General features: G+C 71.5%; 23 protein-coding genes. 13 read left to right on the top strand and 10 right to left on the bottom strand.

Annotated features, from left to right (window positions below):
• Window positions 1-33: 33 nt before the first annotated feature.
• The gene (locus C6361_RS34675; RefSeq protein ID WP_107270405.1) at window positions 34-882 is read left to right on the top strand and encodes an SDR family oxidoreductase; all 849 of its coding nucleotides are present in this window, start codon (window positions 34-36) and stop codon (window positions 880-882) included.
• 28 nt (window positions 883-910) lie between these two features.
• Window positions 911-1234 (top strand): plasmid stabilization protein, encoded by a 324-nt coding sequence (locus C6361_RS34670; RefSeq protein ID WP_101367209.1) that lies wholly within the window; start codon window positions 911-913, stop codon window positions 1232-1234.
• 68 nt (window positions 1235-1302) lie between these two features.
• Here C6361_RS34670 and C6361_RS34665 read toward each other — a convergent pair whose 3' ends face one another.
• Window positions 1303-2568, bottom strand: coding sequence for an MFS transporter (locus C6361_RS34665; RefSeq protein WP_107270404.1), 1266 nt, complete (start codon window positions 2566-2568; stop codon window positions 1303-1305).
• A 461-nt stretch (window positions 2569-3029) separates the two neighbouring features.
• Between C6361_RS34665 and tuf the strand changes: the two genes are divergently transcribed.
• Window positions 3030-4217, top strand: coding sequence for an elongation factor Tu (gene tuf / locus C6361_RS34655; RefSeq protein ID WP_107261478.1), 1188 nt, complete (start codon window positions 3030-3032; stop codon window positions 4215-4217).
• A 42-nt stretch (window positions 4218-4259) separates the two neighbouring features.
• On the opposite strand, the gene C6361_RS34650 is transcribed toward tuf, so the two are convergent.
• Window positions 4260-5309: a helix-turn-helix transcriptional regulator gene (locus C6361_RS34650; protein ID WP_107261476.1), complete on the bottom strand. Its 1050-nt coding sequence runs from the start codon at window positions 5307-5309 to the stop codon at window positions 4260-4262.
• An 89-nt stretch (window positions 5310-5398) separates the two neighbouring features.
• Between C6361_RS34650 and C6361_RS34645 the strand changes: the two genes are divergently transcribed.
• The 4 genes from C6361_RS34645 to C6361_RS34630 all read left to right on the top strand — a co-directional run bounded on the left by C6361_RS34645 (window position 5399) and on the right by C6361_RS34630 (window position 9803).
• Window positions 5399-6595 (top strand): MFS transporter, encoded by a 1197-nt coding sequence (locus C6361_RS34645; protein WP_107270400.1) that lies wholly within the window; start codon window positions 5399-5401, stop codon window positions 6593-6595.
• Window positions 6596-6720: 125 nt separating this feature from the next.
• On the top strand, window positions 6721-7215 hold the full coding sequence (locus C6361_RS34640; protein ID WP_107270398.1) for a hypothetical protein: 495 nt from the start codon (window positions 6721-6723) through the stop codon (window positions 7213-7215).
• Between the two features lie 139 nt (window positions 7216-7354).
• Window positions 7355-8761: a class II 3-deoxy-7-phosphoheptulonate synthase gene (locus tag C6361_RS34635; RefSeq protein ID WP_107261471.1), complete on the top strand. Its 1407-nt coding sequence runs from the start codon at window positions 7355-7357 to the stop codon at window positions 8759-8761.
• Window positions 8754-9803 (top strand): low specificity L-threonine aldolase, encoded by a 1050-nt coding sequence (locus C6361_RS34630; RefSeq protein WP_304598517.1) that lies wholly within the window; start codon window positions 8754-8756, stop codon window positions 9801-9803. The genes C6361_RS34635 and C6361_RS34630 overlap by 8 nt, the downstream gene beginning before the upstream one ends.
• Window positions 9804-9858: 55 nt before the next feature.
• Here C6361_RS34630 and C6361_RS34625 read toward each other — a convergent pair whose 3' ends face one another.
• Complete coding sequence (locus tag C6361_RS34625; RefSeq protein ID WP_199853157.1) at window positions 9859-10671, bottom strand: M15 family metallopeptidase; 813 nt, start codon at window positions 10669-10671, stop codon at window positions 9859-9861.
• Between the two features lie 54 nt (window positions 10672-10725).
• A complete protein-coding gene (locus C6361_RS34620; RefSeq protein ID WP_107271370.1) occupies window positions 10726-11622 on the bottom strand; it encodes a deoxyribonuclease IV in 897 nt (298 codons plus the stop codon).
• 827 nt (window positions 11623-12449) lie between these two features.
• On the opposite strand from C6361_RS34620, the gene C6361_RS34615 reads away from it, so the two are divergent.
• Genes C6361_RS34615 through C6361_RS34605 form a run of 3 tightly spaced genes read left to right on the top strand, consistent with a single transcriptional unit; the run spans window position 12450 to window position 13918 of the window.
• Window positions 12450-12788: a helix-turn-helix transcriptional regulator gene (locus C6361_RS34615; protein ID WP_107271369.1), complete on the top strand. Its 339-nt coding sequence runs from the start codon at window positions 12450-12452 to the stop codon at window positions 12786-12788.
• A gap of 3 nt (window positions 12789-12791) precedes the next feature.
• Entirely contained in the window at window positions 12792-13298 is a 507-nt protein-coding gene (locus C6361_RS34610; protein WP_107259989.1) for an SRPBCC family protein, read from the top strand.
• Complete coding sequence (locus C6361_RS34605) at window positions 13298-13918, top strand: dihydrofolate reductase family protein (protein WP_107270396.1); 621 nt, start codon at window positions 13298-13300, stop codon at window positions 13916-13918. The genes C6361_RS34610 and C6361_RS34605 overlap by 1 nt, the downstream gene beginning before the upstream one ends.
• Window positions 13919-13987: 69 nt before the next feature.
• Here C6361_RS34605 and C6361_RS34600 read toward each other — a convergent pair whose 3' ends face one another.
• From C6361_RS34600 to C6361_RS34590, 3 genes are all read right to left on the bottom strand, one after another.
• Window positions 13988-14521 (bottom strand): hypothetical protein, encoded by a 534-nt coding sequence (locus tag C6361_RS34600; protein WP_107270395.1) that lies wholly within the window; start codon window positions 14519-14521, stop codon window positions 13988-13990.
• 362 nt (window positions 14522-14883) lie between these two features.
• A complete protein-coding gene (locus C6361_RS34595) occupies window positions 14884-15489 on the bottom strand; it encodes a YdeI family protein (RefSeq protein WP_107271368.1) in 606 nt (201 codons plus the stop codon).
• Window positions 15490-15692: 203 nt separating this feature from the next.
• Entirely contained in the window at window positions 15693-16445 is a 753-nt protein-coding gene (locus tag C6361_RS34590; protein ID WP_234359187.1) for a response regulator transcription factor, read from the bottom strand.
• Window positions 16446-16766: 321 nt separating this feature from the next.
• Between C6361_RS34590 and C6361_RS34585 the strand changes: the two genes are divergently transcribed.
• Together C6361_RS34585 and C6361_RS34580 are read left to right on the top strand one after the other, a co-directional pair.
• The gene (locus C6361_RS34585) at window positions 16767-17411 is read left to right on the top strand and encodes a response regulator transcription factor (protein WP_199853156.1); all 645 of its coding nucleotides are present in this window, start codon (window positions 16767-16769) and stop codon (window positions 17409-17411) included.
• 198 nt (window positions 17412-17609) lie between these two features.
• Window positions 17610-18587, top strand: coding sequence for a Gfo/Idh/MocA family protein (locus tag C6361_RS34580; RefSeq protein ID WP_107270393.1), 978 nt, complete (start codon window positions 17610-17612; stop codon window positions 18585-18587).
• Window positions 18588-18601: 14 nt separating this feature from the next.
• Here the strand turns inward: C6361_RS34580 and C6361_RS34575 are convergent, their stop codons facing one another.
• Window positions 18602-19645 (bottom strand): glycosyltransferase, encoded by a 1044-nt coding sequence (locus C6361_RS34575; RefSeq protein ID WP_159079628.1) that lies wholly within the window; start codon window positions 19643-19645, stop codon window positions 18602-18604.
• A 220-nt stretch (window positions 19646-19865) separates the two neighbouring features.
• Here C6361_RS34575 and C6361_RS34570 point away from each other — a divergent pair, with 220 nt between their 5' ends.
• A complete protein-coding gene (locus tag C6361_RS34570; RefSeq protein WP_107270390.1) occupies window positions 19866-20876 on the top strand; it encodes a ParB N-terminal domain-containing protein in 1011 nt (336 codons plus the stop codon).
• A 35-nt stretch (window positions 20877-20911) separates the two neighbouring features.
• On the opposite strand, the gene C6361_RS34565 is transcribed toward C6361_RS34570, so the two are convergent.
• Window positions 20912-21874, bottom strand: coding sequence for an ROK family protein (locus C6361_RS34565; protein WP_234359186.1), 963 nt, complete (start codon window positions 21872-21874; stop codon window positions 20912-20914).
• On the bottom strand, window positions 21871-22704 hold the full coding sequence (locus tag C6361_RS34560; protein WP_159079627.1) for a glycosyltransferase family 8 protein: 834 nt from the start codon (window positions 22702-22704) through the stop codon (window positions 21871-21873). Before C6361_RS34560 ends, C6361_RS34565 begins: the two co-directional genes overlap by 4 nt.
• Between the last annotated feature and the right edge of the window lie 37 nt (window positions 22705-22741).

Below are 22741 nucleotides of genomic sequence, written 5' to 3'. Positions count from 1 at the left end.
CCAGCACCCGAGGAGCACCCGAGGAGCGACCCGATGCCCGACGAGCAGCATGCCGAACCGCAGCAGCAGCCACCCGGCACCCTCGACAACATGCGTTCCAAGCCCGACCACGGCGAGGACTCCTACCGGGGCAGCGGCCGGTTGACCGGCAAGAAGGCGCTGATCACCGGTGGGGACAGCGGCATCGGCCGGGCCGTCGCCATCGCGTACGCCCGGGAGGGCGCCGACGTGCTGATCTCGTACCTGAACGAGCACGACGACGCCCGGGAGACCGCGAAGTTCGTCGAGGACGAGGGCCGCAAGGCCGTACTCGTCGCCGGGGACGTCGGCGATCCGGCGGTGTGCCGCGCGCTGGTGGACCGGGCGGTCGAGGAGTTCGGCCGAATCGACGTACTGGTCAACAACGCCGCCTACCAGATGACCCACGAAACCCTCGAAGAGGTCACCGACGAGGAGTGGCAACACACCTTCGACGTCAACATCACGGCGATGTTCCGGCTGGTCCAGGCGGCCCTGCCGCACCTCGGCGAGAACGCGTCGATCATCAACACCAGTTCGATCAACTACGACACGCCGCGCCCGACGCTGCTGCCGTACGCGACCACCAAGGGCGCGATCGCGAACTTCACCGCCGGACTGGCCCAGATGCTCGGCGAGCGGGGAATCCGGGTCAACGGTGTCGCGCCCGGCCCGATCTGGACCCCGCTGATCCCGTCCACCATGCCGCCGGACCACGTCGAGAAGTTCGGCAAGAACACCCCGCTCGGCCGCCCCGGCCAGCCGAAGGAGGTCGCCCCGGCGTACGTGCTGCTCGCCTCGGACGAGGCCAGCTACATCTCCGGCGCGATCATCCCGGTCACCGGCGGCAAGCCCATTCTCTGACCATCCTCCCCCCGAAAGGAGTTCCGTCATGCCCGCAGGGTCGAGTCCGAAGCGGGAACGCCAGTACAAGCACATCAAGGCCAGCGCGAAGAAGCGCGGCGAGTCGACCGAGCGCGCCGAGGAGATCGCGGCCCGGACGGTCAACAAGGAACGCGCCCGGGCCGGCGAGTCGAAGACCGCCAGCCGCTCGTCGATCAAGGATGTCTCCTCCGGGCACCGGGGCGGCAAGCGGTCGCACACCGGCGCCCAGGGGCGTACCAAGGAGCAGCTCTACAACGAGGCGAAGAAGCGCAACATCAAGGGCCGGTCGAGCATGTCCAAGGCCCAGTTGGAGAAGGCGCTCGCCCGCTGAGAGACCCGCGCGACGGTACGGCTGCCACGACCGCCGTACCGTCGCGGGTCAACGCCCGGCCGCCGCGATCAGTCCCGAACCGGTTCGTTGATCAGCACGGCCGATGCGGCGACGCGAGCCACCCGGCGTTCCCGGGGCGGACCGGCGAGCAGGTGGCCGGCGACCGCGAGCAGGCCGAGCCCGCCGACCGCCAGCCAGTGGCCGTCGCCGAGATACTGCAAGCTCACCCCGCCGACCGCCGGGGCGACGAAGGCCGCGGCCGGGAAGGTGAGGAAGAAGACCGCCTGGTAGCGGCCACGCAGCCGGGGCGGCGCCAACTCGGCGTTGATCTCCGCGTTCGGCGGTGCCGCGAGCATCGCGCCGACCGTCCAGACCAGCGCCGCCAGCAGGTACCCGGGCAGCCCGTCGGCGACGGCCAGTCCGGCGTACCCGAAGGCGGCCAGGCCCAGCGCGGTGGCCAGCACCCGGTGCTTGCGGCGACCGTCGATCAGCCGGGGCACGAAGAGCTGACCGATCACGATGAACAGTCCGCCGAGCGCCACGACCAGCCCGTACGCCGACGAGCTGAGGCCGTCGGCGCGCATCGCCAGCGGCATCACCGTCGAGTTCTGTGCGGTGATCACGGCGTGCGCGAAGGTCAGCGCGACGAAGACCAGGAAGATCCGGTCGGTGAGCGGGGTGCGTAGCCCGGCCCGGCGGACCGGCGGACTTTCCCCGGCACCGGCTGACGCCCCCGGCACCGCCCGGACCAGGGTCTCCGGCACCTTCCAGGCGATGATGACCGTGGTGGTGAGGGTGGCCGCCGCGTCGACCAGGAAGAGCGCCAGATAACTCGCCTCGGCGAGCAGCCCGGCCAGCGCCGACGCGCCCGCCATGCCGAGGTTGAACGCCCAGAACTGGAGGTTGAACGCGCGGGAGCGGCGGGCCGCCGGCACCACGTCGACGATCGCGGCGACGAAGGCGGGGCCCGGCATCGAGTGGGCGATCCCGACCAGCGCGGCGAGCAGGGCGATCGCCGGCAGGCTCGTCACCACCGCCATGCTCGCCATCAGCGCCGACGCGGCCAGGTGCGACCAGAGCAGGGTGCGGCGCCGTCCCCAGCGGTCGGCGAGTACGCCGCCGAGCAGGACCCCGGCCACCCCGCCGAGCCCGTACGCCCCGACCACCAGACCGGCGAGCGCGTCGCTCGCCCCGCGCGCGTCGGTGAGGTAGAGCGGCAGGAAGAGCATCGCGAACGCGCCGACCCGGTTGATCAGCAACCCCGACCAGAGGTACCAGAAGACCGCCGGCAACCCGCCGACCGTGTCACGCCACCACGCCCCTACGGCCCGCACCCGTCCTCCGTAAGGTTTATTTCCAGTACTCGACCGCTGTCGACCGTAGAGACCCCCCACCCCCTCCGCCAGGGTGTCCCTTCTCACTGCTCGGGGGCTGGTAGTCGCCCCGACCCACCCCCGGGAATATCGCTCGCGCACGGGGATGTTGGGGGTTAGCGTGATCGTCATGTTCGGCGCGGCTGGGTTCGGGTGGCCCGCAGGGTTCGTCCTGCTGGGTCCCGCCGCCGTGTGCGTGACGTCGGCGCAGTCGCACCAGCCTGGCCGGCTGGATAGCGGCGCGCGAGGCTGACCCTCCTCCCGCACCAGCAGAACCCACGGAGGAGGGTGGCCCGGATTCCCGGTGCCGCCCTTTCTGGCGCACCGGATGCGCGGTTCTGGCGCGGTTCTTCCCTCTCGCGGTCTGGCACCCGCCCGCGTTCGTCGCCCGCCGACCCCGACTCTCCAATGAGGACAGTCTCATGGCCAAGAGCCAGTTCGTACGCACCAAGCCGCACCTCAACATCGGCACGATGGGACACGTCGACCACGGCAAGACCACGCTGACCGCCGCGATCACCAAGGTGCTCGCCGACCGGGACCCGTCGGTCAACCGGTTCGTCGCCTTCGACGGCATCGACCGGGCGCCGGAGGAGGTCGCCCGGGGCATCACCATCACCATCGCGCACGTCGAGTACGAGACCGCCACTCGGCACTACGCGCACGTCGACATGCCCGGCCACGCCGACTACGTGAAGAACATGATCACGGGAGCGGCGCAGGTGGACGGGGCGATCCTGGTCGTCTCGGCGCTCGACGGCGCGATGCCGCAGACCCGGGAGCACGTGCTGCTCGCCCAACGGGTCGGCGTGCCGTACCTGGTGGTGGCGCTGAACAAGGCGGACGCGGTCACCGACCCCGAACTGCTCGACCTGGTGGAGCTGGAGGTACGGGAGCTGGTCAGCGAGTACGGCTTCCCCGGCGACGAGGTACCGGTGGTGCGGGTCTCCGCGCTGCGGGCCCTCGAAGGCGACCCGGCCTGGGTCGGGTCCATCGCCGAGCTGCTCGACGCGGTCGACCGGTACGTCCCGGTGCCGCCGCGCGAACTCGACCGGCCGTTCCTGATGCCGATCGAGAACGTGCTGACCATCTCCGGCCGGGGGACCGTGGTCACCGGAGCGGTCGAGCGCGGCTCGTTGCGCGCCGGTGACCCGGTCGAGGTGGTCGGGCTCGCCCCGACCCTGTCGACCGTGGCGATCGGGCTGGAGACCTTCGGCAGGTCGCTGGACTCGGCGCAGGCCGGTGACAACGCGGCCGTACTGCTGCGCGGGGTCAAGCGCGACCAGGTGCAGCGGGGGCAGGTGGTGGCCCTGCCGGGCAGCGTCACGCCGCACCGCCGGTTCACCGCCCAGCTCTACGCGCTGACCACCGCCGAAGGCGGTCGGCGTACCCCGTTCCACGCCAACTACCGGCCGCAGTTCTACTTCCGCACCACCGACGTGGTCGGCGCGGTGGACCTGGGCGAACTGCCCCAGGTCGCCCCCGGTGACACCGTGACGATCACGGTCGAGCTGGGCAAGCCGATCGCGATGGACGTCGGGCTCGGCTTCGCCGTCCGGGAGGGCGGCCGGACGGTCGCCGCCGGCACGGTGACCGCCCTGCTCGACTAGGGTCTCCGGCCCGGCAACACCCGGCCCTCCGACCGGGGCAACTCAGCCGGCGGTCTGCTCCTCGGACCGCCGGCTGAGCCGGACCAGCCGGTCACCGTCGGCGGTGCGGAAGTAGAGCACGTACCGCCCGGAGCGGCGCCGCCGCACGAGCTGGGCGTCGAGCAGTACCCGCAGATGCCCGCCGACCGAGCCCAGCCCGTGTCCGGTCGCGGCGACCAGTCCGGTGGTGCTGGTCGGCGAGTCCAGCCGTGCCAGGATCTCCGCCCGGACCGGGCCGAGCAGTCGGCGGAGCGCCGCCGGTGGGGCGGCCCGGGCCGGATCGGCCAGGAGTCCCTGGCACGGATAGACCACGGTGTGCCGGTGCGAGGTGCCGGAACCGCCGCCACCCCGGATCTCGGTGCCGACCCAGCCCCGGGGAGAGGTACTCGGCACGAAGAGCAGCCCACCGTCGCCGAGATCCTGCGGCGGCAGGTCGTACGTGTTGATCTGGAGCTGTCCCTGCCCCAGCCAGCGCATCCCCGGCCGCATCCCGTCCAGCGCGGCGGCCCAGCCGCCCGAGCTGAGCAGGTGGGTCCGGGACACGATGTCGGCCTCGAAGAGCCGCTGCCGGCGCGGCCAGTCCGGGCGCAGGATGCCGCGCCAGACCCAGTCCAGCAGCTCGGCGACCCGTTCCGGCAGGTCGGCGCCGCGCAGCTCGGCGGGGACCGGCCCGCGCAGCCCGGTCGCCAGGTCGGCGCGGGCCGCCTCGGCCGGCACGGCGCGGATCCGGCGCAGCTCGGCGGCGAAGATCTCCTCGGCGTCACCGGCCGGGGTCCCGGCGGCGTCGGCGCGGCCGCCGAGGAAGCCGGTCGGCGTGCCGAGGAAGTCGGGCAGCCACCGGGGCGGGAAGGCGCTCCGGACGAAGGCGACGGCGAACGGGTCCGCCGCCAACCGGGCGCGGTAGGCGGCCGAGTGCGCGTCGACCCAGGCCCGCTGACCGGGCAGCGTCGGATGCCCGTCCAGCATCTTGAGCACCGCGACCGTCTCGACCAGCGGGGAGAGGGCGAACCGGCTGCGGGCCAGCACGTCCGCGTCGAGCCGCCAGAGCCCCACGCCGACCACCTCCGGTTCCGTTCGACTCCGGTTTCGTCTGCACGTGAAAAGGTAACGGCTCGCCGGAGGGCGCACCCAGACTGCCGTCCGTGCGTACCTATCGGGAGTTGTTCCGGGTCCCCGAATTCCGTCCCCTCTTCCTGGCCACCGCCGCCCAGGTCGCGGCGGGCACCGTCAACGGGCTCGCCCTCGGCACCCTGGTGTACTCCGCCACCGGGTCACCGCTGCTCGCCGCGCTCAGCCTCTTCGGCCCCTCCTTCGCCCAGATGCTCGGCGCCACCACCCTGCTCTCGATGGCCGACCGGGTGCCGCCGCGCGCCGCGCTGGTCAGCGTCAAGCTCTTCCTCTGCGCCGGCAGCGTCACGATGGCCCTACCCGGCATGCCGATCTGGGCCATGTTCGTGGTGATCGGGCTGATGGGGCTGGCCGGCTCGATGGGTGGCGGGGTCCGCTGGGGGCTGCTCGGCGAGATCCTGCCCGACGGCGGTTACCTGCTCGGCCGGTCGGTGATGAACATGTCGGTCGGGGCGATGCAGATCAGCGGCTTCGCGCTCGGCGGCGCCCTGCTCGCGGTCGTCGCGCCGCGCCAGGTGCTGCTGATCGGCGCCGGCCTGCACCTGGGCGCCGCGTTGGTCGCCCGGTTCGGCCTGCCCCGCCGCCCGCCGAGGGCGTCCGGCCGGCCGTCGATCCGGCGGACCTGGCAGGTCAACGCCACGCTCTGGGCGACACCCGCCCGACGGTACGTCTACCTCGCGCTGTGGCTGCCGAACGGGCTCGTCGTCGGCTGCGAGGCGCTGTTCATCCCGTACGCCCCGGAATCCGCCGGGGTGCTCTTCGTCGCCGGTGCCCTCGGAATGCTCGCCGGGGACACCATCGTCGGCCGGTTCGTCCCGGCCCGGTGGCGGCATCGGCTCGTCACGCCGCTGCAACTGTCGCTCGGCTTGCCGTACCTGCTCTTCGCCCTGCCGATCCCGCTGTCGGTGGCCGCGCTCGCCGTCGCGGTGGCCTCGGCCGGGTTCGGTGCCGGGGTGCTGCTCCAGCAGCGCCTCGTCGACCTCACCCCGGTGCAGATGCGCGGCCAGGCGCTCGGGCTGCACTCCTCGGGGATGTTGACCATGCAGGCGGTGTCGGCGGCGCTGGCCGGTACCGTCGCCGAGCATCTGCCGGTCGGCGCCGCCATGGCCGTGATGGCGGTGCTCTCCCTGCTGGTCACCCTCCTGCTCCGCCCCGGGTTGCGCACCCCGGCCGACCCCCGTACCCGTACCCCGGAACCGGCGCGGCCCTGAGTCCGGCGCCGGCCGGGCGCCCCCCGCTGCCGGGGCGTCGGTTGCCCCGTGCTGCCGGGGCGTCGGGGCGGGTCGGTCGGCGGCGGCTCGACTAGGGTGGGAACCCCCTCGGTGGAAGGAGCGCGATGGTCGGCGTACGGCGACGGGTGGTCGGCGTGGTCGCGGTGCTGGCGACGGTGCCGCTGGGCCTGGCCGGCTGCGGCGCGTTCGACGGGCTCGCCGGGCAGGGCGCCGAGCCCACCCCGACCCCGGACGAGGGGCCGCAGCGGGCCCGGGAGCGGGTGCAGGCATATCTGGACGCGATGAAGGCGAAGAGCGTCGCGGACGGCCGGGAACAGCTCTGCGAGCCGCTGCGGGAGTCCTTCGACCAGGCGGCCACCGGCCCGAACGGCGACTTCGCCAAGCACTTCTCGGTGCCGGCGGCGACGATCACCGACGTCCGGGCCAACGGCGCCGACCAGGACGTGAGTACCTCGATCACGGTCAAGGTCGGCGGCAAGTCCACCCCGACCAAGGTCCTCTTCACGGTCGCCCGGGCGGACGGGCAGTGGTGCATCGCCAAGGAGACGATCGGCGGCCACACCCCGGCCCCGTCCGGCTCGCCGACCGAGCCGACCTGAGCACCTCGGCCGGTGCTGTCGACCGAGCCGGCCCGATCATCTCCTCCGGTGGCGCGGGCTGCCGCTCGCGGGCTCCCACGAAGCGGACGGGCGCCCCTCGCTCCCGGCGCGGTGCGGGTCCCGCCGTACGCTTTCTGACATGCGCCATGAGTGGCACCAGTTGAGCTATCCCGCCGTGGGCAACACCGCGTTGCAGACCAGCCGGCCGACCGAGGACTCCGCCGAGGACGAGGCGCTCGGCCTGGACCGCTGGCGGGGACTGCCCCGGGCCCAGACCCCGCCGTGGCCGGACCAGGCGGTGGTGGACGGGGTCTGCAAGATCCTCCAGAACGTGCCCTCGATCGTCGCGCCCTACGAGGTCGACCAGCTCCGGGCGCGGTTGGCGCTGGTCTGCGAGGGGCGCGCGTTCCTGCTCCAGGGCGGCGACTGCGCCGAGACCTTCACCGACAACACCGAGAGCCACCTGCTGGCCAACGCCCGGACCCTGCTCCAGATGGCGGTGGTGCTGACCTACGGGGCGTCGCTGCCGGTGGTGAAGGTGGCCCGGGTGGCCGGGCAGTACACCAAGCCGCGCTCGCTGCCGACCGACGCGCGGGGGCTGCCGGCGTACCGGGGGGACATGATCAACTCGCTGGAGGCGGTACCGGAGGCGCGGGTCGCCGACCCGCAGCGCATGATCCGGGCGTACGCGAACTCGGCCGCCGCGATGAACATGCTCCGGGCGTACCTCGCCGGTGGGCTGGCCGACCTGCACGCCGTGCACGACTGGAACAAGGGCTTCGTCAAGAACTCCCCGGCCGGTGAGCGCTACGAGGCGATCGCCCGGGAGATCGACCGGGCGCTCGCCTTCATCCGGGCCTGCGGGCTGACCGAGGACGAGGCGCTGCGCACCGTCACCCTCTACTGCTCGCACGAGGCGCTGGCCCTGGAGTACGACCGGGCGCTGACCCGGGTCTCCGACGGCCGGGCGTACGGCCTCTCCGGGCACTTCCTCTGGGTCGGCGAGCGCACCCGGCAGCTCGACGGGGCGCACCTCGACTTCATCTCCCGGATCGCCAACCCGATCGGGGTCAAGCTCGGCCCGACCACCACCCCGGACGAGGCGATCGAGCTGTGCGAGAAGCTGAACCCGGAGAACATCCCGGGCCGGCTCACCCTGATCAGCCGGATGGGCAACGGCCGGGTACGCGAGGTGCTGCCGCCGATCGTGGCGAAGGTCACCGCCGCCGGTGCCAAGGTCGTCTGGCAGTGCGACCCGATGCACGGCAACACCCACGAGTCGTCCAACGGCTACAAGACCCGGCATTTCGACCGGATCGTCGACGAGGTGCTCGGCTACTTCGAGGTGCACCGGTCGCTGGAGACCCACCCCGGCGGCCTGCACGTCGAGCTGACCGGCGAGGACGTCACGGAGTGCCTCGGCGGTGCGCAGGCGATCGAGGACATCCACCTGCCGGACCGGTACGAGACCGCCTGCGACCCCCGGCTCAACACCCAGCAGTCGCTGGAACTCGCCTTCCTGGTAGCGGAGATGCTTCGTGGCTGACCAACCCAGCTCCACCCCGGCCCCGGTCGACCTCCGGTCGGACACCGTCACCCGACCCACCCCGGGAATGCGCGCCGAGATGGCCGCGGCCGAGGTCGGCGACGACGTCTACGCCGAGGACCCGACCGTCAACGCCCTCGAAGCCGAGGTCGCCGCGCTCTTCGGGCACGAGGCGGCCCTCTTCGCCCCGACCGGCTCGATGGCCAACCAGATCGCCATCCAGCTGCTGGTGCCGCCCGGCGAGGAACTGCTCTGCGACGCCGACGCGCACGTGGTGACGTACGAGATCGGCGCCGCCGCCGCGATCGGCGGCGTCTCCACCCGGACCTGGTCGCCGGCCGGCGCCGACGTCGACCCCGAGGTGGTCGCGGCGATGATCCGGCCGGACGGGTACCACGCGGTGCCGACCCGGGCGATCGCGGTCGAGCAGACCCACAACCGGGGCGGTGGCGGGGTCATCCCGCTGGCCACCCTCGGCGAGCTGCGCCGGGTCGCCGACGAGGCCGGGATCGGGCTGCACTGCGACGGCGCCCGGATCTGGCACGCGCACGTCGCCGACGGGGTGCCGCTGGCAAGCTACGGCGCGCTCTTCGACACCCTCTCGGTCTGCCTCTCCAAGGGGCTCGGCGCGCCGGTCGGCTCACTGGTGGTCGGCAGCGCGGAACGGATCGCCCGGGCCCGGGTGATCCGCAAGCGGATGGGTGGCGGGATGCGCCAGGCGGGGATCCTCGCCGCCGCCGGCCGGTACGCGCTCCGGCACCACGTGCGGCGCCTCGCCTCCGACCACGTCCGGGCGGCCCGGCTCGCCGACGCGCTCGCCCCGTTCGGGGTACTCGCCGGCCCGGTACGCACCAACATCGTTCCGCTGGACCTGACCAAGTGCGGGTTCGACGCTCCCGAGCTGGGCGCGGCGGCCCGGGACCGGGGCGTACTCGTCTCGGTGCTCGGCCCGCGCACCGCCCGGCTGGTGACCCACCACGACCTGGACGACGCCGGGGTGGACCGGGCCGTCGAGGTGCTCACCGAGCTGTTCCGGCGCTGACCGGCCAACCTGTCCCACCTGTCCCGCCCGGCGCGGCTCGGTCGCCGATGCGGGGTCAGCCGCCGGTGCGGGTGAAGTGCTGGTAGTCGGGGGAGCGCCACCGCCCGCCCCACTCCCAGCCGGCGGCGGCGAACGCCTCCACCAGTACGCCACCGGGGACGGCCATCCCGGGGCGGTGGCCGGAGCGGTCCCGGTACGTCGCTCCGGCGGGTGGCAGGACCCGACCGTCGATCAGGTACGGGTTCTCCACCGGGTTGACGTCGATCGCCTTCCCGTACGCGTGCGCGGACCACTTCGCCGCGCCCGTGGAGACCGCCCGGCGGCAGTTGAAGCCGGAGGTGTTGTCGTCGGCCATCGACCGGTCGTCGCTGCCGGCGTACGCGTCGACGGGTTGTAGCCGCCGGATCGGGAAGCGTTCCCGGTAGAGGGTGGCGAAGATCTCGACCACCTCGGCGGTGACCGACCGGTGTACGACGATCGTGCCGACCCGGGGCCGGCCGTCGAAGTCCCAGTAGCCGAGCCGGATCCGCCGGAGCTGGTCCGGGCCGACCGGGCAGCCGGGTCGCCAGCTCTGGCCGAGGTCGGCGGCGGTGACCGTGGAGATCTCGTGCCCGAACGCCGGGGCGGTGGTCGCCGGGTCGCCGGGCCGGCTCGTCGTCGGCCCGGCGGGGGTGCGTGCCGCGCCCGCCCCGCCGGTCGAGGTGTCCGCGCCGCCGGTCGGGTCGCTCGCGTTGCCGGCCGGGCCGGTCGCGTTGCCGGCCGGGGCACCCGCCGGGCCGCCGCAGCCGGCCGCCGCCACCAGCGCGGTCAGCAGCCCGACCAGCAGCAGCCCGACCGGCGGCAGCACGCCTTGCACGCCCCGTCTCACCGCCGCCACGCTACGCCGCGCCCGACCCGGCACCCAAACGGAGCGGGGCCGAGGTCAGGGGCGGAAGCGTTTGAGGGTGGCGATGTCGTCGGCGTGCCCGTGGTTCTCGCTCGGCGTCTCGACCACCACCGGGATGCCGGCGGTCGCCGGATGGGTCATCAGCTCGGCGAAGGCGGACTCGCCGATGCTGCCCTTGCCGATCGTCTCGTGCCGGTCCCGGGTCGAGCCGCAGAGGTCCCGCGAGTCGTTGGCGTGGACCAGCCACAGCCGGTCCGCCCCGATCACCTCGACCAGGGTGTCCAGCGTCTCGCGCATGCCGCCCTCCCGGGCCAGGTCGTGCCCGGCCGCCCAGGCGTGGCAGGTGTCGAAGCAGGCACCGAGCCACGGGTGCCAGTCGACGGCGCCGAGGTAGGGCGCCAGGTGCTCGACCCGGGAGGCCAGCGAACGCCCGCCACCGGCGCTCGGCTCCACCAGCAGCTTCGGCCCGCCGCTGGCCGCCGCCGAGTCGAGCAGCGGCAGCAGTGCCTCGCGTACCTGTCGCATCGCCGCCTCGGCGTGCCCGGCGTCGACCGCGCTGCCGGCGTGGAAGACCACCCCGGCGGCACCGATCGCGGCACCCCGGTCCAGCGCGTGCGCCAGGGTCGCCACCGACCTCTCGACGGTCGCCGGGGTGGGCGAGCCGAGGTTCACCAGCAGCGACGCGTGGATGTACGTCAGCAGCCCGCGTTCGGCGCAGCCGGCCCGGAACGCCGCGTCCTGTCCGGGGTCGCCGGGTGGCAGCGCCCAGCCCCGCGAGTTGCCGACATAGACCTGCACCACCTCGGAGCCGATCGCGTCGGCGTACGGCAGGGCCGCCCTGGCCAGCCCGCCGGAGGTGGGCGTGTGCGAGCCGACGGGCCGGCTCGGCGCGGGCCCGCTGCCCGAGCCGGTGCCGAGGTCGGTGGCGGGGATGCTCCTATGGAAGTCAAGGGGTGTTGAGGGCGGTGAAGTCGGCGAGGAGGGCGGTGTGGACCTCGCGGACGATGTAGCGCTTGAGGCAGCGCATGATCTCTTTCTTGCTGAGTCCTTGTTTGGCTCGATCACCGCCCACTGCCGATCAGTCAGCGACGACTCGTACGCCGGTTTACAAACACAACGACACAGAAGTGATCTTCGTCCAAAGAGTCAGCAAAGGTCACGCCGAGGTATCACAACACTCTCTGAGGCGCCGTCGGGTGCGGAGCGGACAGCGAACTGGACGAGGCCGGGGCCGCCCGGTCAGGCGCCAGGAGCGACGTGGCCCTGTCTCTCCGCGCCGGTGTCGAAGAACCTCGTCAGGTTGGTCGCCAGGTATCTGGCTCGGCTGCCGACTATCGAGGGTGTCGACGGGCGGTGGGCCGGCTCCGGGCGCGACCCCGGCACCGTCGCCGCCGCATGGCTGGGCGCGACGGTGGTCGTCGGACTGGGCCTGGCCGTACTCACGACGGGAGCGTCATTCGCTCTCGGGGTACCGATCCTCGCCTCGCACCATCCGGGCCCCGCGCTCACGACGGCACAGCTGATCCCGATGGCGGGTGGATCGTCCTCGCCGGGACCCTTTCGGTGCTGGTGGGCGCCGCCCTCGGTGGTCTTCTCCGCAACCAGATCGCCGCCGTGGTGGCTGCGCCCACAAACGCACTGCCCGGTCCCGTATCCGGGAGCGATCGTGCTGCTGCACGACGCCGGTGGCATCCGGACGGCGCCGGGGGAAGGGCGCCATCCGACTTGACGTATTCTGTTATGGGAATATGATGGCTGCCATGGCACGAGCAGCGACGACGTCGGACGTCTTCAACGCGATCGCCGAGCCGCAGCGCAGAGAGATCCTCGTACTGCTGCGGGCGGGTGAGCGGCCGGTGACCGACCTGGCCCGGGCGCTGGGGATGACCCAGCCGGGGGCGTCCAAGCACCTGCGGGTGCTTCGGGAGGTCGGGCTGGTACGGGTCCGCGGGGCGGGCAAGCAGCGCCTCTACGGCCTGGACGCCCGGGGGCTGCGACCGGTGCACGAGTGGGCCGGCGGGTTCGAGCGGTTCTGGAACGAGAGCTTCGACCGACTGGACGCGTACGTGCAGGACCTGAAACAGGCAAAGGAGGAATAGCTGATGAGTGCAATGGGACGAGGAACGCCGGAGCAGTCCGCAACGGCCGACCGCGAGATCGTGATCTCCCGGGTCATCGACGCCCCACGGGAGCTGGTGTTCGAGGCGTTCACCGAGGTGCGGCACCTGTCGCGGTGGTGGGGTCCGGAGGGGTTCACCACCACCACGCGGTCCTTCGAGTTCCGCACCGGCGGGGAGTGGGACTTCGTGATGCACGGACCGGACGGAACGGACTACCAGGAGTGGATCACCTGGACCGAGATCGTCCCGCCGGAGGGAATCACGCTGCTGCACGGCGAGTCCCGCACCGACCCGAACGCCTTCGAGTCGATCCTCACGTTCACGCCCGACGGGGCGGCGACCCGGATCGAGATGCGCACGGTGTTTCCCACCAAGGAACTGCGCGACCAGGCGGTCGAGAAGTACCACGCGATCGAGGGCGGCCAGCAGACCCTGAGCAACCTGGCTACCTATGTCACCGAGATCGTTCGGAAGGGAGCGGAGAGCTGATGGCCGGGAAGGTGTTCTTCAGCGTGTCGATGTCGCTGGACGGGTTCATCGCACCCCAGTCCCTCGGCGACCTGAGGGGGCGGCAGTGGATGGAACTGCAACGGTGGATCTTTCCACAGCGGTTCTTCCGGGAGAACCTGAAGCTCGGCGGGGGCGGTGAGGAAGGGCGCGACAACGACATCGTGCGGGAGACGTTCGAGCGCACCGGCGCGAGCGTGATGGGTAAGCGGATGTTCGACGCCGGCGAGCAGGCATGGCCAGAGGAGGCGCCGTTCCACACGCCGGTGTTCGTCCTGACGCACGAGAAGCGTGACGCCTGGGAGCGGCCGGGCGGGACCACCTTCCACTTCGTCAACGACGGCATCGAGTCCGCGCTCGACCAGGCCCGCGAGGCCGCCGGCGACCGAGACGTCCGCATCGCGGGCGGCGGCGCGACAATCCTGGAGTACGTGAACGCCGGCCTGATCGACGAGTTCTCGATCGCGCTGTCGCCCGTGTTGTTCGGCTCCGGAATCCGCCTGTTCGAAGGCGTGGACGCGGGCCGCGTGGCGCTGGAGCCGGTCCGTTCGGAGCCGTCGCCGCGGGTGACGCACCTGACCTACGCCGTGCATCGACGGTAGCCGCGCCACCGCTGTCGACGTCCCGGCACAACCATGGCCGCGTACGCGGATGGCGGCTGCCCCTCGCAGTCAGGTATTCGCCGGCCTGCGGCGCAACTCACGGATGACGCCATGCCGCCGCAACGCCCAGACCAGGCGGCGGGCGGGACGGTGCCGCAGGAGCAACAACGTCGCCTCCTTGACCAGCGTCAGTCGACGGCCGCGAAACTCATCCTCCGCTGCCTTCCAGACCAGGGTGCGCATCCCCTGCGACTCAAGAGCGTCGCGGATCTCGGCGCGGACGGCGGGATCGTCCAGAGCAGACCGGATCGACGACGCGAGACCCGGACGGTCGGCGAGCTTCTCCGAGATCGCGGCGGCAAGGCTGTGCCGGATGTCGTCCGTCTCGATCAACAGCAGGATTGCCCCGCGAATCTCCGCTGTCTCCAGCGCCGACGACAGAAGCTCCATGATCCGGCGCCGCACCTCGTCGTCCTGATCGTCGACAGCCAGCGCGGCGAGCAGAGACGTCACCTCGTCAAGATCGATCAGGTGCCGCAGGCCAGCCCGGAAGTCGGGTCGTTCCCAAGCGGCGAGCAACACCGTGACCACCTTGCGATCCATGCCCTCACCTACCCGGTCGACACTCGGATCGAAACGGGTGAGACATGTCCAGGACCGTGCTCGGTCGCCCACCGGGCGCCGCGCTCGATCAATGGTCTAGCAGGCACGCTCATCCGTACCGACGGTTCGGTGTGCTGGGCCTGCGGCCAGGCTGGCACCGGCACCATCGGCCATCGGATCCCCACGCTTCCACCGCAGGACCAAGCTCGACGTGAACAACTGGGACCCGGGGTACGGTGTCAACGGCTGCCCGAGGACGACGTAGTTTCTCCCGCCGGGGCGACTCCGATCACCGCGATCTGTCGGAGCCGAGAATGACGGCTCGACGGTCGGGTACCTCGAAAAAACCATGACAGTGTCGGTTACTGCGACTCCGGCGGCTTGGCCCTCTGCGGGTAGATCGTCTCGTGGCGGGCCAGCATGGCGACGAACTCGCAGATTTTGCGCTCACGGGTCTCCGCTCGTTTGACGGCGTTGACCCGGTGGATGAGGGCGAACCGGTTGGTCTTGGTGAGTACCTCGAACATGGCCTGTGCGGCGGGGTCGGCCGCGATGGCGGTGAGGAGGTCGGCTGGCACCTCGGCTTCCGATGACGGGGCGTAGGCCGCCGCCCACCGCCCGTCCGCCTTCGCGGCTTCCACCGCGGCGCGGCCCGGAGGCAGCATCCGCCCCTGCGCCTCCAGCCGGGCCACGTGGGCGACGTTCCGCTGCGACCAGGAACTGCGGGCCCGGCGAGGGGTGAACCGGATCCAGGAGCTCTCCTGATCCCGCTTACGGGCCTGCCCGTCGATCCAGCCGAAGCACAGAGCCTCGTCGACCGCCTGCTGCCAGGACAGGGTGGTGACCGTGCCGCCCTTCTTGGTGAGGGCGAGCCAGACGCCGGGCGACGTGGCGTGGTTGACCGACAACCACGCGCGCAGTGCATCAGCGTCCGCGACGATCAACTCATTCAGCTCGACGGTCGCCATGACGGTCATGCTAACCGCTGCGCCGTGGCCGCAGCCGCTGCCTGTCGGCCAGATCGACTCACCGGGCCGCCGGCGCAAACGACGCGACGAACTGGATGATCGCGGTACGCCCGGCTCTGGTCATCGAAATGTCGGATCGTCGCTCCGGCCACGTCGCTGGCCGGACACCGCTGGCGGGTGTGACACCGCTGGGTCTGGCCGGTTCACCTGGAGGGGCATGGCTGGGACGAGTCGGACTGGTCGGGCCGGCGGGTGTCGGGGGTGAGGTGACCGAGCACGGCTGCCCTGGTCAGCTCGGCCTTGTTGCCCAGGCCGAGCTTTGCCCGGATCCGTCGCACGTAGCTGTCGACAGTGTGGTGGCTGATCCCGAAGGCGCGGGCGATCTGGCGCTGCGTACGGCCCTCGGCGATACGTCTCAACACCTCGTATTCGCGCACCGAGAGTACGCCGCGCCCCGCCACCGCTACGGAGGTGTCGTCCTCGGCCGCGCTGCCCGCTGGCCGAGTCCCCGCGGTGGACGGTGGACGGCTGCCCTCCCCGACGGCCCGGATGGCGTCGAGCAGTACTTCCACGGCGGCGTCTCGATCCAGTACTCCGACGATGCCAGCCAGCCGCCGCTCGACGGTCGAGGTGCTGTCCCGGGCGGTGAGTACGAGGACCGGGGTCGTTCGGGCGATCCGGGCTGTCGCCTCTTCGAGGCCCGGTTCGACAGCCGATTCCGCCCCGATGATCACCACGTCCGCCGACGGCTCTGTGGTCCCGGAAAAGGACCCCCGCGCCTCGACCACCGTCATTCCCGCCTCGCTGAGCGCCGCAACGAGACCGTGCAGATAGATTTCGCAGGATTCCACGATCGCGACACGCACCTTGTCGCCTCCCCCCGTAACAACGACAGCCGCATGTCGCGGCACGTCGTACCGCAAGTCGACGTCTGGTCGATCCGACTCTCGGGTCACGTCGCCGACCCAACCAGCCTGGCCGATGGCGACTTCATAACTGCTTCAAACCGGTGTCCCGGCAGGTCCGATGCGGGTACGCCGGGTATTCCCGGACGCCGCCGCCCTCATGTGGCGAAATTCAGTGACATTGCGGCGAGTGGCCCCCGGGTAGTCTCGCCTCAGCACTGGCCGGAGCTGCTCGCCGATGTCGTAGGCGTACCTCGGGCGTCGTTGGATTGCGCACCCTAGTCATTACGCAGCGTGTGAGTCCATATCCATCGGGTACACCTCCGGCCCAGATTGACCACCACTCCTACGGAGGGCATTGGAGGAGAGCGGGTGCTCAAGGTAGAGGTCATTGACAGCTGCCCCATATTCACTCGCGGGCTGACGGCGATCCTGACCGCCCAGGGATTCCGGGTACTCGAACACCAGCCGTTGGCGACAGATCCGAAGCCCGCGCGGGAGGCGGATCTGGTACTGGTCGACCCGTCCGCGACCGGAGACATCAGCCTGGCGGACTTCGTCGCCGACGCGACCGGGATCACGGCGGTGTTGGTGGTGGGCACCTCACCCGGGCCCGCGGTGCTGCGGAGATACCTCGCCGCTGGCGCGGCCGGGTTCATCGAACGCCGCGCGCCGGCCGACAGCCTGGTCACCGCCGTCCGGACGGTGGCCCGAGGCGGTGAGTTCTGGTCCACCGTCGATCGGCAGGACGCCGGAGCCGACGGTCCGGAACGGGACGGCATCACGCTGTCACCGCGTGAGCGCCAGGTGCTCCAGCAGATCGCCGAGGGCCTGACCCACAACCAGGTGGCCCGACGACTGGGGATCAGCCCGCACACCGTGGACACGTACGTGAAGCGGGTCCGGGTGAAGTTGAAGCTCGGCAACAAGGCCGAGTTGACCCGAGCCGCCGTCACGATCGAGGCGCCGTCCGGCCCCGCCGCATTCCCGGTTCGCCGGCGGCCGTTGCTCCGATGACGTCACCGGGACGAGTCGAATTCTTCCAACGGCCGCGAGCGACCGCAAGGCCGGTACGCGGTTGAGCATCCGCAGAACGGCCAATGGATAACTTTCCACATCGGACGTCGGCACGACCTTGTCCGACACCGGATTCAAGGAAAATGTGCATCCGTTGCCATCTCTGCGGACGCACCGGCGGCACCTACGATGCGAGCCATGACTGGACGTACCCGCTGGGGAATCCTCGGCACGGGCCGAGTCGCGGGAAGGTTTACCGAGGACCTGCGCCTCCTGCCCGATGCCGAGGTGGTGGCCGTCGGCTCCCGCACCCACGACGCGGCGCAGGCGTTCGCCACCCGGCACGGCATCGGTCGCGCGCACGGCTCGTGGGCGGCGTTGGCCGCCGACCCGGAGGTGGACGTCGTGTACGTGGCGACCCCGCACGCGGTGCACCACGCCGCCGCGACGACCTGCCTGGAGGCGGGCAAGGCGGTGCTGTGCGAGAAGCCCTGCACCCTGGACCGCGCGACGAGCGCGGAACTCGTCGACCTGGCCCGCGAGCGCGGTCTCTTCCTGATGGAGGCGATGTGGACCCGCTGCAATCCGGCCGTTCGGCGGATGTGCGATCTCGTCACCGAGGGCGCGATCGGCGAGGTGGCCGCCGTGGTCGCGGATTTCGGGTTCGCGGCGCCACCCGATCCGGCGGACCGGCTGCGCGCCCGGGCGCTCGGCGGCGGAGCCCTGCTGGAGATGGGCGTCTACCCGATAACCATCGCGCATCTGGTACTCGGTGCTCCGGCGCACATCCGGGCGTGGGCCGCGCTGAGCGGCGACGGCGTCGACGAGAACACCGGCATGGTCTTCGGCTACGACACCGGGGCGCTGGCGACGCTGAGCTGCGGCCTGCTGGGTGGCACGCCGAACACGGCGTCGATCACCGGCACGCGCGGCCGGATCACGCTGCCGCGCCCGTGCCACCGGCCGTCCGGGCTGGTGTTGGACCGCGACGGTGCGGCACCGGAGGAGATCGCCCTGCCGTTCGAGGGCAACGGGTACCAGTTCGAGGCGGCAGAGGTGCACCGTTGTCTGCACGAGGGGCTGGTCGAGAGCCCGCTGGTCTCACACGCCACGACGCTTGAGGTGATGGGAGTTCTCGACACGATCCGTGCCCAGATCGGCGTGACGTACCCCTGACCTCTCCGGAGGTGTTACCGGGCGTCTTCCCTTGCGACGAACCACCGGTCCTGCACGTAGCGGAATCGTCGGAAGAGGTCGCCGGGCCGGCGCTGCTGGACGGCCGCCGCCACCTTTCCCGCGTCGAAGACCATGTCGAGTCCGGTGCATACGGAGTCGTGGACGACGCCCACGGCGCCGCTGCCCCGCTCGTGCCTGCTCGCCACCTCCCGGGCCGCCAGCACGGCGAGTGCCGCGACCGCCGCCTGCCGGGCCCGTGGCGCGCGCGGGAAGAGCACCAGACCGGCGACGCCCGCCGCTGCCGCGATGACGAAAGGATTCCGATAGTCCGGGGCGGTCAGCTCCGGGTGGCGCTGGCAGAGCCAACCCTCGGCCTGGCCGTAGCGGAAGACTCGCCGGGCGACGCGGCCGAGCCGGGTGGCCGTCATCGTGGTGTGCAGGACCACGGCCTCGGGGCTGGTGACGATGCGGTGGCCCGCCTTCCGGACGCGGATCCCGAAGTCGACGTCCTCGCCGCCGACGACGGTCAGCGTCCGTTCGTCGAAACCGCCGACGGCGCGGAACACGTCGGCGCGCACGGAGAGGTTGGACGTCGTGCTCCAGCCCATCTCGGCATACCGGCGCGGCCACGACAGGTCGCGTTCGAACCAGCTTCGGTACTGCCGGGCGCGTCGCAGGGCGCGCAGCGCGAACGTGTCGTCCGGCCCGTGCAGGTCGGTCGGACCGGCGACGCCGCCGACATCCGGCTGCTCCCGGTACGCGGCCAGGTGCGCCGTGAAGAACCGGGGTACCACCGTACAGTCCGAGTCGACGAAGGCGACGATGTCGTACGCCGCCGATCGGGCACCCAGGTTGCGTTTCGCGCCCACCCGATCCGGCCCGCGCAGATAGCTGGCACCATGCCGCCGGCAGATCTGCGCCATCAACTGGCCCGCCGCGCCCGGCGTCGAGTCGACGACGATGTGCTCCCAGGGCACCCCGGCCGTGCGTCCGGCCAGCACCGTCGACCTGAGCAGTTCCTCCACCAGTTCCGGATTGCCCAGGGTAGGGGTTACCACGCTGATACCCGCCACAGCTACGGCCACACCCCTCATGCGATTCGGTAAGGCTTCCGCGGCTTTCGATCATATGGCGGAGCGGTGCTCCGGTTTCAGCCCCGTGAACTGGGGACATCGATCCGGAAGCCGTGACCTTGCCGACGGATGCGGGACGGGTTGAAGTGGTACGCGGCCCAGCGATGGGCTTTCGTTCCGGCGATCGTCAGGAGGGACGTCCACGGTGTCCAGTGTGCAGACGAAACCGGTCGTAGCGGCGGTGCCGCAGCTCGGCGACCTGGAAACAGCGCTGATCCCCGTCGATTCGCTGCATCCGGCGGACTCGCCCCGGCTCGACGGCGTCGACCAGGCGCACGTCGCGATACTCCTGGAGTCCGGCGCGGAGCTGCCACCCATCCTCGTACACCGCCGGTCGATGCGGGTCATCGACGGAATGCACCGCCTGCTCGCCGCCCGGTACCAGGGAAAGACCCATGTGCCGGTCGAGTACTTCGACGGCGACGACGACGCGGCCTTCGTCCGGGCGGTGACCGAGAACATCAGTCACGGCCTGGCGCTCTCGCTGGCCGATCGGAAGGCCGCCGCCGTCCGGATCATGAACTGCTATCCGCTCTGGTCCGACCGCCGGGTCGCCCGGGCGGTGGGCCTGTCGGACAAGACCGTCGGGGCGCTACGTCAGCGCACCGTGGACGACGCCCAGCCGAGGAGGATCGGCCAGGACGGCCGGGTACGCCCGATCGACGGGGCCACCGGGCGGCAGCTCGCCGGAGACATCCTCGCCGCTCGTCCCGAGGCGTCGCTCCGGGAGGTGGCCCGGGCCGCCGGCATCGCACCAGCCACGGTTCGTGACGTTCGGGAGCGGCTGCGCCGCGGCGACAGCCCGATGACCGCGACCCAGTTGGAAGCCCATCGGGTACCCGGGGACGGCTCGCCCGGGTCGCGTCCGGTACGCCGGTCGCGATCCGCCCGCCCGTACCGCGACGACGAGGTCCTCGACCCGCAGTCGATCCTGGAGGGGCTGCGTCGGGACCCGTCCCTGCGGTACACCGATTCGGGGCGTGCCGTGCTGCGCTGGCTGGACAGATACCTGGTCGGCGAGACCCTGCCCGTAGGACTGGTAGCAGCGGTACCGCCACACTGCCTGCCGGTCATCGCCCGGTTGGCCCGGCACTGCGCGGCGGCCTGGGCGGACATCGCACAGCGCCTGGAACACCACTCGTCGGTATCGAGCTGACCGACGGGTCGAGGACGGCCGCACGACCCGCACGATCACCCGGTCGCGTCGCTCCCGGTTGTCACGGCGTGGTCCCGCAGTTCGCCCGTTGCCGCGACGATGGCTCCGCGGAGGGAGGACTCCGCGCCGAATCGGGCGGAGCGGACGGGTGCGACCGGATGTCCGGGCCGGGACAGTGTGGCGGCGTGCCGGGCAACCTCGGCGACGAAGCCGGGAATCCCCGCGGCGAATCCGCCACCCACGATGTGCGCAGCGGGTCTCGACAGTTCACCCACGCCGGCCAGCGCGGCTGCCAGGGCCGCGCAACTGTGCCGCACCGCCGCCACGGCCCAGGCCGCACCGTCTGCGTAGCCCGCGCGAAGCTCGTCGAAGGTGGTGGCCTTCCCCCGGGCGGCGGCGGCTCGCGACAGCGTCGCCGGCCCCGACGACTCGGCTTGCAGACAGCCCCGCCGGCCGCAGGCACACCGGGCACCGTCGCGGTTCACGATCAGGTGTCCCAGCTCGCAGGAGCCCCGGGACAGACCCGGCACCAGGCGGCCTCCGGCGATCATTCCGCCGCCGACGCCGGTGCCGACACCGACGTACACCATGTCTGTCGCGTCCACCGCCCTGGCCTCGGCCACGGCGGCCAGGGATCCGTCGTCGCCGCAGACGACCCTGGCCTGCGGAAAGAGCGAGCGGAGCTCCCGGAGCAGGTCGAGACCGGTCCAGGTTGGTCGATTCGGCCACGCGACGACACGGCCGTCCGCGTCCAGGGTCGCCGCCACGGCGACGCCCACGCCCGCGAACTGCCATCCGGTGGTACGTCGAAGGTCGGTGACCTGCGCCCGCAGCACCGACAGGTCCTCCTCGACATCCCCGGCCGGGTTCCGCCAGCGGGCCAGCGCGTGCCGTTCCTCGGCAGCATCGGCCCGGCCCGCCCCGCGCACGGCACCGAGGGAGACCTTCGTCCCGCCGATGTCGATACCCAGAAAGCTCGCCCCGGCCGCCGCCGTCACCGGACGGAACGCTCCACCACTCGGAGGAGCTGCCGGTACAGGTCACGCGACCTGCTCTGCGGGCAGGAATCCTGCCAGGGTTTGTTCCGGCCGCTGAAGTGCAGGATCGACGCGACCTCCTCGGCGCGCAGGAGCGATTCCAGGCTCACCACGTGTTCCGCGGAGTGCAGGTAGTCGGCCCGGCGGGCCACGATCGACATCGCGAACGTGTTCCACCGCTGGTCCAGCCGGAGCCAGTTGTCGTCGGCCGACCAGTTCAACGCGTCCTGGTCGGGGAAACGGGCGACCTCGGGACGCTCGGCAAGAATCTTCGAGGCCCGATCGAGGAGGCCCGTCGACCGGCACTTGTCCAGGTCGAGCAGGAGGACGCCGGAGTTGAAGTACTCGCGGTCCGCGGCGAAGTCGAGGTGGTCCCAGGACGGCAGCGCTCCCCCGCAGCCCAGGGTCGGCCGCACGGGGTCGCGGACGGCGCCGAGAGCGAAGCCGTCCAACGGCTGGGTGAGGAGCTCGCGGATGTCGTCCATGATGAGCAGGTCGGAATCCAGGTACAGCACCCGTGACTCGTCCGCGAGCACCTCGTGCACCTTCAGGCGCAGGTAGATGGCTGCCGTGAACCGCCGCCACACCGGAAAGCGAGGGTCGACCGGAGGGCTCTGCACCAGCTCCAGTCTCAGTCCCAACTGCTCGGCGTGGGCGCGGATTCGCGTCCGCGAGGCCAGGCTCAGCGCGTCGTGCAGGATGACGACCCGAAGCTCGTCCAGGCAGTGGCGGTGCGTGACGGCGAGGGAGTGGAGGAGAACTCTGACCGGCAGTTCGAAGTTGTCGTCCACTGCGCAAACGATCGGCGGAAGCGAAGCCAACTCCTGG

This window comes from Plantactinospora sp. BC1, assembly GCF_003030345.1.
Lineage (GTDB): Bacteria > Actinomycetota > Actinomycetes > Mycobacteriales > Micromonosporaceae > Plantactinospora.
Note: the sequence above shows the minus strand (reverse complement) of the source record. Positions and strands in the feature narration are given on the sequence as shown.

What these genes read in the sequence shown, in the direction of transcription:
- C6361_RS34675 (WP_107270405.1), top strand. Translation starts at nt 34, where the DNA reads ATGCCCGACGAGCAGCATGCCGAACCGCAGCAGCAGCCACCCGGCACC.
- C6361_RS34670 (WP_101367209.1), top strand. Translation starts at nt 911, where the DNA reads ATGCCCGCAGGGTCGAGTCCGAAGCGGGAACGCCAGTACAAGCACATC.
- tuf (WP_107261478.1), top strand. Translation starts at nt 3,030, where the DNA reads ATGGCCAAGAGCCAGTTCGTACGCACCAAGCCGCACCTCAACATCGGC.
- C6361_RS34640 (WP_107270398.1), top strand. Translation starts at nt 6,721, where the DNA reads ATGGTCGGCGTACGGCGACGGGTGGTCGGCGTGGTCGCGGTGCTGGCG.
- C6361_RS34635 (WP_107261471.1), top strand. Translation starts at nt 7,355, where the DNA reads ATGCGCCATGAGTGGCACCAGTTGAGCTATCCCGCCGTGGGCAACACC.
- C6361_RS34615 (WP_107271369.1), top strand. Translation starts at nt 12,450, where the DNA reads ATGGCACGAGCAGCGACGACGTCGGACGTCTTCAACGCGATCGCCGAG.
- C6361_RS34610 (WP_107259989.1), top strand. Translation starts at nt 12,792, where the DNA reads ATGAGTGCAATGGGACGAGGAACGCCGGAGCAGTCCGCAACGGCCGAC.
- C6361_RS34605 (WP_107270396.1), top strand. Translation starts at nt 13,298, where the DNA reads ATGGCCGGGAAGGTGTTCTTCAGCGTGTCGATGTCGCTGGACGGGTTC.
- C6361_RS34600 (WP_107270395.1), bottom strand. Translation starts at nt 14,521, where the DNA reads ATGGATCGCAAGGTGGTCACGGTGTTGCTCGCCGCTTGGGAACGACCC.
- C6361_RS34595 (WP_107271368.1), bottom strand. Translation starts at nt 15,489, where the DNA reads ATGGCGACCGTCGAGCTGAATGAGTTGATCGTCGCGGACGCTGATGCA.
- C6361_RS34580 (WP_107270393.1), top strand. Translation starts at nt 17,610, where the DNA reads ATGACTGGACGTACCCGCTGGGGAATCCTCGGCACGGGCCGAGTCGCG.